We start from the raw sequence: 12,315 nt of genomic DNA on the forward strand, positions 1-12,315 counted from the left end.
CCTCTCAGTGATCGTAGTGGTTGGAGATCTCGATGGCGGTGACTGTCACGGCTGATTCGGGATCTTCGGCGTTCTCAGGGCGAATCAGGAGTCGATAGTTGGCGCTCAACTTCCCGGCCCAATATCCATCGAGATTTGCAGTAAGGGGGTGCCACTTTCCAAGTGGGTCGTGGTTGGCCAGTTCCCCGACGGACTCGGCTGTCTCAAGGGCGTTGATTCGCAGTTTTAGTTTTCCGGCGACATCTTCGCGTTTCCTGCGCATCTCACGTTCGTCAGTACAAAGCTTCTTGAACTTCGAATCTTCATAAATAACTTCCAAGGTGTCACCGATCTCGTTACAGTCTAACGCAGGAACTTTGAGTATGATACCTGTTGGACGGCCGGTGGGGTGACATGACGATGACTACGGTTAGCGGCCGGATCCACTTGGCGTTGCCTTCGGCGAGGAACTTCGGCGAATCATCCACCTTGACTCGAAAGCTTGGTATGAACGACTTTTCTGCATTGTATGGAGACGACCCGCTAGTCGGGACTGACCAGGACGCTGATCGCGGTGGACTGGTTTCACGGCTGACAAAGTCCCTGGATCTGATGACACGGCGGACTGAGAGTGCTGTGATTGCGCTGGTCGGGCCGTGGGGCAGCGGAAAGTCAACCGTACTTAATTCTGTTGAGGCCGCATTGCGCAACGGAGGATCGTGGCGTACGGCCCGGTACAACCCGTGGTCATATTCCTCTTTGGAAGCTGCTATTCCGGGCTTTTTCGCCGAGCTTACAGCGACGCTTCCTGAGGAGTTCCGGAAAAAAAGTAAGCGCAAGACGATTGGTTCCTGGATTTCCAAGGCCGCGCCGATGGGAAGCCTGGGGTCAATCGCTGGAGTAGATGCTTCCGGGGCCCTCAAGGTGGTGGCTGATCTCGTCGCAGGAGAGGAGAGTCCGGAACAGCTGAGGGCCAAGGTCGCAGCGGATTTGCGTACTCTGGACAAGCCGGTCTTGATGCTCATTGATGATCTCGACAGGCTGGGACCCGATGAGCTGTTGACGACTTTCAAACTCGTGCGAATGCTCGGTCGGCTACCGAACGTTTACTACTTGCTCTGCTACGACGAAGCGACTTTGATAGACGTGCTTTGCCGCACCGGACTCGTGGATGACGACCCTAGCCGTGCCCGGGCGTACTTGGAGAAAATGATCCAATTGCGTCTGGATATACCCACGATGCGCGTGGGGGAGCAGCTTGAGCTTGTGAACCTCGTCTTGGGTGAGGTGCAGAAGAACCACGGACTTGAGCTTGTTCCGTCTGAGTCGAACCGGCTCTCGACGATGTGGCGCGAATCCATGCGGACGTACTTGTCACAACCCAGGGCTGTAAAGCGCCTGTTCACACAGGTCGATGCGACCTGGGCTGAAGTGCACGGGGAAGTAGATTTCCCTGATTTCGTCGCGACAACGTTCATTCGCACCTTTGAGCCGTCAGTTTTCACCCTCATTGAGGAACACGAAGCGGAGCTGCTGGGCTTTAGCGACAAGTGGACTGACGAGACAGGCACGGCCAAGATTGGACGATGGCACCAGTACCTGGAAGACCTAAAAGTCCGCCATCCAGAAAAGATTTTGAATCTGCTGGCCCACTTGTTCCTGCCCCTGAAAGGTGCCCAGACAGGTACAACTCCCGGCCACGAAGCCCGTCTGGACCTGGGTCGACGGAACGGCGTGGGACACGAGGACTATTTCCATAGGTACACTCAAATCGGCGTTCCCCAGGATGATCTCTCGAATGGCAAAGTGGCCGAAGCGTTGGGTCACATGAGGGAAGGGCGACAAGGCCCGGCTGTGAACCTAATGGAGAGTTTCATCTCCAAGGATGCAAACATGGTCGTCCAGAAAATCATGAAACATGATGTCCGTGATCTCCCCCTCGGACCACTGGCGCTCATGATGGCCCGGCAATACGACGTGATCGGTAGTGAGGGTGCTGGCATTTTGGCGGCTCCGCCGTCGTTTGCGCTCCTGACCCTGGGTCGGCATTTGTTTGCTGCTGCGACGGCTGAAGTGGCTCTTCCGCTGTTGGCAACTTGCAGCACAACGTCATCAGGTCTTGCCCTCGTCGCGGACCTTTTGAGGGAGTTCAGCAAATCAGTTCACAATGGGACGGCACCTGACTGGCTGCAGGAAGCCAAAAATCAGGCGACTGCCGACATAGAGGACCAGTTCCGAAAGCTTGTGCCTCAGGCACCAGACCAGGAGATTGAACGGGCTCTCAGGAACATTTGGGCCATGAGAGACTTTTCTGCCCACCAGCGCGCTAAGGACCTCCTTTGGGAACTCATCAATAGCGACCGAGGGTGGACCGTGGCATCCTTTATCGCCATGTTGTATCCAATCGGCCAGGACGCTGAGGGCAAGTGGATGATCGACAGGTACAACCTGTCTGCCGAAAAGATCGATAGCTTGCTGGGTTTCGAGGAGACGGTGGCGGCGGTGCAGCTACTGGAATCTCCAAGCGGTGTTCCTGGTGTCCTGACGAGGTATGAGGAGCGACCCTCCTTGGCGGTTCGCGCGGCGTGCGTTCGGGAGGACGTTCTTCAGTTGGCGGATGATATGAGAGTATCCAGTCTGGCCCCCGGTGAGCTTTAGCTTCACGGAATCTTGACCTTCAATGGTCAGGGAGACACAGCGAGGGACCCACCCCTTTCGCCAACAGTGAGCGGGGACTCTGCTCTTGGGTGGGTCCGTCGGCACACGAGCAAGTGAGATGGGCGCAGACATGGGTCCATCGACATTCTGCTGGCATGGAGGAAATTGCCAACCGCCCGTGACTGCCGTCTAAAGACGCCGGAGCCACAGATCGCTCGCCTAAGGCGAGCTGGGCGAGCGGTCATGTCGTCCCCTCACTCTCCACCCATGAAGTCGTGAGCTCAATCAGCTCATTCCATTGGAAGACGACTGGATGGAGCACCAGATGGTACTGGCAGCGGTGGATCCTGGGATCACACCAAACGCAAACTTTCCCTTTCTTGAGTCCCTCAAGCAGATCGGCGGCGGCATCCTCGTCGGCGCCTTCATCGTCATCGCGATCGTGGCGATCATTGGAGCCGCAATGCTGTTGGCCGGCAAGCTGAGCCAATCCTCGAGACTCGCCTCAGGCGGTGGGGTGATCCTGTTGTGGACAGGCCCGGTCGCGGCGATCCTCGGCGGCATCAACGGATACATACTCTGGTCTCAGACGGCCTTTCCGTTGGGCTTCTAACCGCGCGCGATCATGCCCATCGAGTGTGACCTCAACGGTTGGTGGCCGCCGGGTTGTGGACTGGTTTCCCAGGCCAACGAAGGCGTCCAGGGTTCCATCACTTCAATCTTCGCCAACCTCCTTCAAAACATTGCATCGTGGATGTGGGGGTTCATCACCGGGGCCTTCCGCGTTTCGGAAGTCGACGATTCCCAATGGACCGCTATCGGCGGACTTACCAATTGGTGGGTCATCGTGATGATGACTCCGCTTGTGGTCGTGATGATCCTCCAACTCCTCTCCGGACTGATCAGCCAGCAACCTCGCCGGCTGATCAGAGCTCTGGTCGGGGGAGCTGCAGCGGTTCCCTTGGTTGCCGCCGCGGTCTACCTCGTCCAGCAGCTCACCCGAGTGACCGACTCCGCTTCGACCGCTCTCTTGGAGTCGATCGGGACAGATCCTTATGTCGTGTTCATGCGACTCTTCGGCTTCGAACGAGCTCCCCAAGGCTCCGAGCGCGAATGGAATGTCATCTCCCTGGCGCCGGGCAATCAAGGCGGAGCCGTCGGCGGCGCGATAGTGACGGTAATGGCGGTCATCGTCGTGTGGATTCTGGCATTCATCCTCATGTGCTCGATGATCTTCAGGACGTTCGCCCTAGCCGTCCTGGCGGCCGTCGCACCGGTCGCCCTCATGATGATGCCCTGGGAGAAGTCAAAGGCTTGGGCCGGACGGTGGTGCGAAGTCGTCGTCGCGCTTTTGCTAGCGAAACCGCTGGCAGCCACAGTTCTTGCGGCGGCGATCAAGCTATTTGCGGAGTCGACGTCTTTTGCCGGGTTGGCGGCTGGCACTGTCGGTATGGTTCTTGCCTGCGGAGCGCCATTGATGGCGCTGAGGCTCGTGAGCTTTGCGGGTGGCGAACTCGCAGCAGCGGCTCAAACGGCTGGCGGTGGCCACGTTCTTGCTCGCAGCACCAGCGTTGCCTCCAGGCAGTTCAGTCGACAACTCGGTGGCATGACGATTGCATCAATGTTGGGCAGATCGTCACTGGCTCGACCAATTCCCTCAAGTCACAGAGACATCCCCACGCGCGTACTGGCACCTTCAGTGCCCCTGCCGCGCAGCCTGACGAGCACGACGCCGATACTCACCTCCAGTGAAAACGCTTCGACAACCCACGGGCCAGACTCTGCCCGCGTAGGCGCCGCAAGGCAGAACGACGTAGTGAGTGGAGAGGTCGTCACCGAGCAGAGCAAGCAAGCATCGTCAGCGACACCCTCGTCGGGAGGCCGGAACCCGGCCGTAGGACCGCCAAAGGCAAACCGACTTAGGACCCCTCGGCAGTCCGAAGTGCGAAGTCCCGGCAGCGCGCTAACCACATCCCAATTGCCGCCCATCAGGCCAAAGGCATCTGAGGGGCACTTCCCTCCGGAGAAACCCCATGACTGAAGATTCCCGCGCCCTTGAGGCCGTCAAATTTCCCCGATACGAGCGCCGCGGCATTTTTATGGGGTTGAAGTGGTATCAGCTCGTGTTGCTGGCCCTCAGTATCCTGACGGCGATTATTGCCTCTGCAACGGGAGGCCCGGCCGGACTGACGACACTGAGTCCCATCTGGCTGCTGCTCATGCTCATGGGGGTACTCCAACACGCTCGAATCCCGTATCCCATTTGGGTCAGTCTCATCACGCTGTTCTTCGTTCGCGTGGTCCTGGGGCAGACGCGATACCTCGCCCGTCCCGAAAAGGCACTGAAAGCGGGGAAGCTTGCGCTGCCAGGTGGACTCGGCAGCCTGAAACTCCAGATGACCAGCCGTGGAGAGTGCTTCATCGTCGACGCGCACGGTAAGGAAGTAACGGTCGTCTTGCGGTGTACCACCAGGTCATTCGCTCTCCTCGACGACGATGACAAAGCGTGGGCCGCCCAGGCCTGGTCACGAGTGCAGGCCGGATTGGCCCAGCGATCGGACATCGCAAGAATCGCCGTTCAGGACTACACGGTTCCGTATCCGTCGTCCGCCCTTCAGGATTTCTATGACCACACCATCGTGCAAAACGGTGGCCGACCCGGTGGCGATTCGTGGGGTGAGGTGGCGTACCAGGACTTGATAGCTGCAGCTGGATCCGCAATGAGCCACGACGTGCTGTTGTCCGTTGTTGTAGATACCGCCAAGTCGAGGAGGCGCATCAAGGAATCGGGCGGAGGCATAGCCGGACTTGAGCGTGTTCTGCGTTTGGAGGTGCAGGCAATCACGACATCCCTGGCAACTCATGGAGTGCGGGTGGACGAGTGGCTTTCGGAGTCCCGACTACTTGAAGTGTTCAGGGGTTCCTTTGATCCTGAAACGGTCTCCCGAGGGTCGGTGAAGAAAGACAGCGAGCCGCAGGACGACCAGCTGACCGGGAAGCGGCGACTGAGTTCGAGCCCGATGGCCGTAGAGGAGCACTGGACATATCTCCGTACGGACTCCGGATTCCATCAGACTTTCTGGGTCGCAGAATGGCCGCGGCAAAAGGTGTACCCCGGATTCCTGCACCCGCTGGTTTATGTCGGCGACTTCCGACACACGGTCACGCAGGTCATTCGTGCTGTTCCCACGTTGGAGGCGCTGCGGGACATCCGATCGGCACAGGAAGCTCATGAAACCCGTCGCAGGATCAATGCCCGGTTCGACCGACCCACCACGCGGGAACAGCGAGCCGAGGAAGAAGAAGTATCGCAACGGGAGGAAGAGATCGTTGCCGGGCATGGAGATGTTCGACCGACCGCCTTCGTGACGATCACCGCGGCGTCCCTGGAGGATCTCGCCCGACACCGCCACGAACTTGAGTCCGCAGCTGCCGGTGCGTTCGTCGAACTTCGATTGCTGGCCAGGCAGCAGTGGGCAGCCTTCATAGCTGGCGGACTGCCTCTTGGAAGGGGATTGCGATGAGCCTCAAGAACAAAGAGGTGACCTATACGCCGTCGGGCACCCGCGCCGAACGCAAGAGTCTCAGAAAGGCGACAACCGCTGAGTCATTGCCACCCAAGCGCCGACTCGGACAGCGGATCGATGAAGCCTTGGAACGGCACGGTGACCGCGAGCGCCTTGTCGGCGATTGGGGGAGCAGGGAACCGCAGTCACTATGGGGACCGCATAGACTCCGGCCGGCACCTCACCGCGCCTCGACCATGACCTTCGCGGCGGCCTACCCCTTCATCACGGAGTCAGGTCTTGGCCACGAGGGGACCTACATAGGAACTGACGTCTTTGGTTCGGGAGCCTTTTCCTATGATCCGTGGATCCTGTACGACAAGGGAATCATTAGCGGTCCTTCGATCGTCGTGATTGGCACGGTGGGCACCGGTAAGTCAATGTGTGGGAAGTCGCTGGTTGCCCGCTCCATAACGCTGGGACGGAAAGCGGCAGTCGCATCTGACCCCAAGGGTGAATGGGTGGCGGTGGCTAAGGCCGTCGGCGGCAAGGTCATCTCCGTTGGTCCTGGGCGCACGGCGCGGGTGAATCCTTTAGACGCGGGTCCACGGCCGAGCTCGCTATCGGACACTCAGTGGAAGGCTGTCGTCCGGCAGCGGCGCCGGCAATTGATAGTGGCTCTGGTGTCGCTTATGCGTCAGGGCACCCCGTTGCATCCCGTTGAGCACACTGCTCTGGACATGGCCCTCATGGAAACCACTGCGGAAAACTCGACGCCGACACTTCCTATGGTGCTTGACCACCTAATGAGTCCTTCCGCAGAAACGCTCGCCCTTGTTGGCAAGGACGGTGGAGCCTCAGTCAGTCACTCGCTGCGGCGCACAGTCTCGGGTGACTTGGAAGGCATGTTCGATGCGCCGTCCACGGTGGCCTTCGACGCCGACGCACCAATGATGGTCATGGACACATCCGCACTCATCGGTGCGTCCGAGCAGGCGTTGTCTCTTGCCGCTGCCTGCAGTGCCACCTGGCTGGAGGCGGCTGTGACGAACCCCGACGGCGGCAAGCGGCTTGTGGTGTACGACGAAGGTTGGCGGATGCTCGCCGATCCCTACATGTTGGCCAAAATGAGTGAGCAATGGCGTCTTGCGCGAACCTACGGGATTGCGAACCTCCTCATCATGCACAAGGTGGCTGACCTCAATGAGATCGGAGACAGCACTAGTGGCCACCGTCAGAAGGCGCTAGGCCTGCTGACGGAAGCGGATACCCGCATCATCTATCGCCAGAAGCATGATGCCATGCGGCTGACCAAGGAAGCCTTGGGTCTCACCGAAGCTGAGTGCGAGCATGTTGAGAACCTGCCCAAGGGCGTCGGGCTCTGGAAGGTTGGAAACCGCTCGTTCATCGTCGCGAACAGAGTGACCACGGACGAGTTGGAAGTCTTTGGCACTGATGACCGGATGCACCTGTGAGGACGAGATCGGGTAGCAGCAGCCCTCTGGTCTCGGCCGGACTCTGGGCGCTGACCGGCTACATGGCCTTCTGCATGTTGGTCCAAGCGGCCGCTAGTCTTGCCGGCGCTGGGCACTGCGGCGGCAGGCCGCCGTCGTTCTTCAACCCCGCTTCAGGTGTTGGCCTGTTTGCCGGCCGTCAGGATTGGGTTATTGGTACCTCCCGACACTGCACTATAGACATGGCTGCGGTGTGGTGGATTGTGGGCGTCGTTCTCACGTTGCTAACGGCGCTCGCAGTCGCTGCGGCCTTCGCGTGGAGAACCTGGAAGCAGTCCGGCGCCTGGCTGCGGCAGGACATCCTGAGCAGGGATGGGGTAGCTGGCCGGGCGGAGATACTTCGGGACTTCGGAGCCAGGGCGGTTCGCAAGCGTGGGCAATACACTCGGCCAGGCCTCACCAAGCCGAGCATTCACGATGTGTCGTGGACACTTGGGCGATCTCGTGGAGTGACCATCCATGTTTCCACGGAAGAGTCGATGGTCATTCAGGGGGCGCCTCGATCGGGCAAGGGCCTATATGTCGTCATCAACGCGATTCTTGACGCGCCCGGTGCTGTTGTCACCACATCCACGCGAGCGGACAATCTGGTGGTCACGATGCGAGCGCGGATGTCTGAGGGCCGGCCAGTGACGGTCTTTGACCCTCAGGGCATGTCGGGTCTGCCATCGACTCTGCGCTGGTCACCGGTACGTGGGTGTGGTGACCCGGACATTGCAACCCGGCGGGCCCTCGTCATCACCGCGGACACCGAGATGAAGGGCGAGAATGCCGCGTGGCAAAAGCGCTCGCTGATCGTGCTGCAGTGTCTGCTCCATGCGGCTGCGTTGTCAGGCGAGGGCATCGCGGCATTCCGTCGATGGTCGTCCAGTCCAGTGTTGGCCAGGGAGGCGCTGGATATTCTGGGGCGGTCCGGTGCGGCGTTGGGGTGGCAGGCGGATCTGATGGGGATCTTGGAAGACGACCCACGGAACACTTCCAACTCTTGGATTGGCGTCTCAGCCGCAGTGGCCCCGCTTTCATCTCCGAGGGTGCTGGCGGCGCTGAACCCAGAGGACGAGGCTCAGGAGTTTGATCCCAAGAGCTTCATCAGGCAGCGGGGGACGCTCTACCTTATTGGCACACGCTCTGGAGCGGCGGCCGCTGGCCCCTACTTGTCCGCTCTGATCGACGACATCGATAACGCCGCGCGAGAGCTGGCCTTCATCGCATCTGGAGGCCGACTCGATCCGCCGCTTTCTTTGATCCTCGATGAAATCGCGAATCTGTCTCCGTGGCCCGGTCTGCCCGTGGTGCTCTCTGACGGCGGCGGTATTGGCATCTCTACGCTTGTGGTCCTACAGTCACTGTCGCAGGCGCGGAGTGGATGGTCGATCGAGGAAGCGGCCACCATCTGGGATTCGGCGATCATCAAGGTGATTTTCGGTGGAGGCTCGGATGAGCGTGATCTGCGCTCGCTGGCAGGCCTGTTGGGGGAGCGGAGTCTCATCCTGAACACCCGGTCATGGTCCTCGCAGGGCCGTCAGGACGGCGAGCAGATCAGGGAGAGCCCGGTCATTCGCTTGGATGAAATACGGAGGCTTCCTGTTGGTACGGCGCTCATGCTAGGCCGACGAACGAGGCCGATTCTCTTGGACTTGCGTGACTGGCATAAGCGTAAGGATGCCGCTGAGCTTGGTCGTTCGAAGCTGGCGACCGAGCGAGAGTTGGCTGCTGGCCATCTGAGTAGGCAGGCAGCAGACAGTGAGGCTGATCATGAGCACGCAGGCGGATGACTCTGACTTCGAGGTGGGACGGGTATCCGACTTAGATGACGAACTAACGGCGGAACTGTTCCGTTCCTCGTACCAGCCGTCGCCGCGCAACGCTGGCTTGACCCATCGTTGGCGGGACATGTCGTCGGCGCAGGCGGAAGTGGTGTGGCAGAGCCTCTTTGACTGGGTGCGGTGGTTCGTTGCCTCTTATCAGCTGACGACGTCGGTGGTGCCGGATTGCTGGTGGAGGCACTCGGAGATTGTGGCCGAGTTGTATGCGCTTCAGCGGGCGGAAGCGGCTTCTTTCACGTCCGATGACTCGGGATTCGGGCCGTTGGCGTTCCACGAGAGGCTGCCACACGGCGTCGAGCGTCTCCGAACCCACACGCGGACCGCCGGGTGCGTGGGGCTGCAGAGCCATAAGGAGCCGGTCATGAGGATCCTGCCGCCCGCACCAGACTTCGAGGACTGGAAGCTAGACACCCATCAGACCCGCAGCTGACTTCGTCATGCCGTTGCTTCGTTCACTCGACATGAATAGGTGATCCCTTCTTGGGGGCCGTCTAGAAGCACGAAGGATGGCTGTCGTGGCCTCTGCATCTGAAGTAAATGCTGACGCAAGCGGGGCATCGGAAGCCGCCGCACCGGCGTCGAACGTACGCCTGTCACCCGAGGAACGCATAGCCGAACTGACCAGGGGACTCCATGCAGCCCTTGAAGAAGCCATTGATTCGCCCATGCGCTGGCAAGTTCTGCTCGACGCGTCCGCAACCCTGTGGCGGTACTCCGGAGGTAACGTCGCCCTGCTGATGATGCAGATGGCACAGCGCGGTACACAAGAGCCGACGCTGGTGGCCGGCTACAAAGAGTGGGCCCGGCATGGGCGAACGGTTCTGCGGGGAGAGCACGCGCTCTGGGTTATCGCGCCCCGGACGGCCTCGATGCAGGAACTGATTTTGCCTGACGGACAGCGCAAGCTCCTGCCAGCGAATCAGGCTGCACCTGATGATGCTGTCAGCAGGGGCAAGAAGAACGTGATCACGGGTTGGCGTGGGCAGGCTGTCTTTGACGTTACTCAAACGGAGGGCACGCCGCTGCTGGTGCCTCGCCCGGATGCTCACGGCGGGGCGGACGTGGGTGATTTGTGGAGTTCCCTGCGGGAGGTTGCGAAGGAACACAGCTTCCGGGTTGAGGTGTCGGGATTTCAACACGGCTACACCAGTGGCTATACCGACTTTGATGCTCGTCGAATTCAAGTTGGTGCCTGGATGAACGACGAGGAGCGGGTAGCGGTTCTTGCCCACGAACTCGGACATGTTCTGTTGCATGGGCCCGACGACCGTCTGGGGCGACTGTATGGAAGCAGCGTAAACCATCGCGGCTTGGCCGAAGTGGAAGCTGAATCGGTTGCCTATACCGTCCTGCGGGCGCACGGCATCGATCGAGGAGCGCAGTCGGCGTCCTATCTTGCTGGCTGGGCCGACGCTGTGATCCGTGCGGAGAAGGACTTGAAGCACGACTCCTCAGAAGGTTGGATGCCGTCGTCGCGCGTCGACATTGCCAAGTCGGTGTTGGGGAGGGTGACCGGGGCTACCAAGGGGATCCTGGCGGTCTCGGATCCTCCTGGGTTCGGGGGGAAGTTCGCTGGCGCCAGTGCTGACCGGTCCATTGCGGACAATCCGACGTATGCCGGTGTCCCTGGACCGAATGCTTCTTTGACTGGTCCCGAAATTGCTGGTCCCTGAACGCGCAGATGTCCGTCGGGAGAGGCCCGTCGACTACGGAAGGTAATCCATCATGAATACAAAGATCCCCATCACTATCGCGGGGAACCTGGTCGCAGATCCCGAACTGACCATCGGGGAATCCGGTACTCCGCACGCGAAGCTCCGCGTTGCCGTGAACCAGCGGATTCAGAACCCAGATGGCACTTGGCGAGATGGCGAACCGGTCTTCCACAACGTGTCTGCGTTCCGGATGCTCGCGGAGAACGCTTCGACTTCACTGAAGAAGGGTGACCCCGTGACGGTGTCGGGAGAGCTTGAGTTCCGTTCTTACGACAAGGACGGGGAACGACGCGAAGCCCGGCGGATCATCGCTGACACCATCGGCCCGGATCTTCGGTTTGGTACGGCGACCTATCAACGCTCCGCGCGAGCAGTCGCCGAACCCGAGGCTGCCATGGAGGCCAGCGGGCCACAAGCCACGACGGCGACTGGGTGGCCCGTGTACAACGTGACCACGAAGCCGCCGGTGGTGACGTCCCCTTTAGGCGGAGCACCGGTGAATGACATGACAGTTTGATCCGTCTTCGCCGTTCCTGGCCCACGTCTCGATCGTTGAGGCGTGGGCTCTTTCGTGGGAGCGAGACGCCTATTCGAATGTATGTTCTAATCTTGTTTGTATGAGACCAAAGCAAGACTCCATAGCTTTCGCCCGCATGATGGCCCAGATAGACGCCGACAATAGCCACCCCAGACCTGACGACGGCCAGATCATTGAACTGGAACTTGGGAGTCAGCCGCTGGTACGGGTGGGGGAAATCTATGGTCGGGCGATCAAATACACGAGGACCTTTGGGCTGGTTGAGTGGGTTGATGACCGACGGGTGTATCACGTTGAGTGGTTCCCCGCTGGCCAAGTTAGGCGTGTGGACGCAGAATCGTGGAGGGGGCGGCCACTGTAGGTTCCTGATATCGGCTTTAACTGGGTATGGCCGGAACTACTAAGTGGTTGAACCGCCGCCGGAGTTCGCGGACGCAACGACTAGACGAGCGGCGCCCACGCTAAGACTTGGTCGCCGCTGATGCGGTAGGTCGAAGGCCATGGAGCTCCCGGTTGCACTTGCGCTGGATCTGGCCGAATCAGCAGAACAGATCCCGGCCAGATGGGCTCGGGAAGTGC

Annotated in this window: 10 protein-coding genes; 9 read left to right on the top strand and 1 reads right to left on the bottom strand. The window is 60.1% G+C overall.

The window, feature by feature from the left end; all coding sequences use genetic code 11:
• Positions 1 to 4: 4 nt before the first annotated feature.
• Positions 5 to 262, bottom strand: coding sequence for a hypothetical protein (locus BLW08_RS11715; protein WP_217639229.1), 258 nt, complete (start codon positions 260 to 262; stop codon positions 5 to 7).
• Between the two features lie 131 nt (positions 263 to 393).
• Between BLW08_RS11715 and BLW08_RS11720 the strand changes: the two genes are divergently transcribed.
• From BLW08_RS11720 to BLW08_RS11760, 9 genes are all read left to right on the top strand, one after another.
• Positions 394 to 2,637 carry a KAP family P-loop NTPase fold protein gene (locus tag BLW08_RS11720; RefSeq protein ID WP_139244883.1) on the top strand — a complete coding sequence of 748 codons (2,244 nt, stop codon included), beginning with the start codon at positions 394 to 396 and terminating at the stop codon, positions 2,635 to 2,637.
• Positions 2,638 to 2,935: 298 nt separating this feature from the next.
• Positions 2,936 to 3,250, top strand: coding sequence for a hypothetical protein (locus BLW08_RS11725; protein ID WP_091551245.1), 315 nt, complete (start codon positions 2,936 to 2,938; stop codon positions 3,248 to 3,250).
• A gap of 12 nt (positions 3,251 to 3,262) precedes the next feature.
• Positions 3,263 to 4,678, top strand: coding sequence for a type IV secretion system protein (locus tag BLW08_RS11730; protein ID WP_091325197.1), 1,416 nt, complete (start codon positions 3,263 to 3,265; stop codon positions 4,676 to 4,678).
• On the top strand, positions 4,671 to 6,161 hold the full coding sequence (locus BLW08_RS11735; RefSeq protein WP_091325199.1) for an SCO6880 family protein: 1,491 nt from the start codon (positions 4,671 to 4,673) through the stop codon (positions 6,159 to 6,161). Before BLW08_RS11730 ends, BLW08_RS11735 begins: the two co-directional genes overlap by 8 nt.
• Positions 6,158 to 7,618 carry a hypothetical protein gene (locus tag BLW08_RS11740; RefSeq protein WP_091325200.1) on the top strand — a complete coding sequence of 487 codons (1,461 nt, stop codon included), beginning with the start codon at positions 6,158 to 6,160 and terminating at the stop codon, positions 7,616 to 7,618. The genes BLW08_RS11735 and BLW08_RS11740 overlap by 4 nt, the downstream gene beginning before the upstream one ends.
• Positions 7,615 to 9,432 carry a type IV secretory system conjugative DNA transfer family protein gene (locus BLW08_RS11745; RefSeq protein ID WP_091325203.1) on the top strand — a complete coding sequence of 606 codons (1,818 nt, stop codon included), beginning with the start codon at positions 7,615 to 7,617 and terminating at the stop codon, positions 9,430 to 9,432. The genes BLW08_RS11740 and BLW08_RS11745 overlap by 4 nt, the downstream gene beginning before the upstream one ends.
• Entirely contained in the window at positions 9,413 to 9,913 is a 501-nt protein-coding gene (locus tag BLW08_RS11750; RefSeq protein ID WP_139244884.1) for a hypothetical protein, read from the top strand. Before BLW08_RS11745 ends, BLW08_RS11750 begins: the two co-directional genes overlap by 20 nt.
• 85 nt (positions 9,914 to 9,998) lie before the next feature.
• A complete protein-coding gene (locus BLW08_RS11755; RefSeq protein ID WP_091325205.1) occupies positions 9,999 to 11,156 on the top strand; it encodes an ArdC-like ssDNA-binding domain-containing protein in 1,158 nt (385 codons plus the stop codon).
• Between the two features lie 52 nt (positions 11,157 to 11,208).
• On the top strand, positions 11,209 to 11,715 hold the full coding sequence (locus tag BLW08_RS11760) for a single-stranded DNA-binding protein (RefSeq protein WP_091325206.1): 507 nt from the start codon (positions 11,209 to 11,211) through the stop codon (positions 11,713 to 11,715).
• Positions 11,716 to 12,315 lie beyond the last annotated feature (600 nt).

The organism is Arthrobacter sp. cf158 (genome assembly GCF_900106835.1).
Lineage (GTDB): Bacteria > Actinomycetota > Actinomycetes > Actinomycetales > Micrococcaceae > Arthrobacter.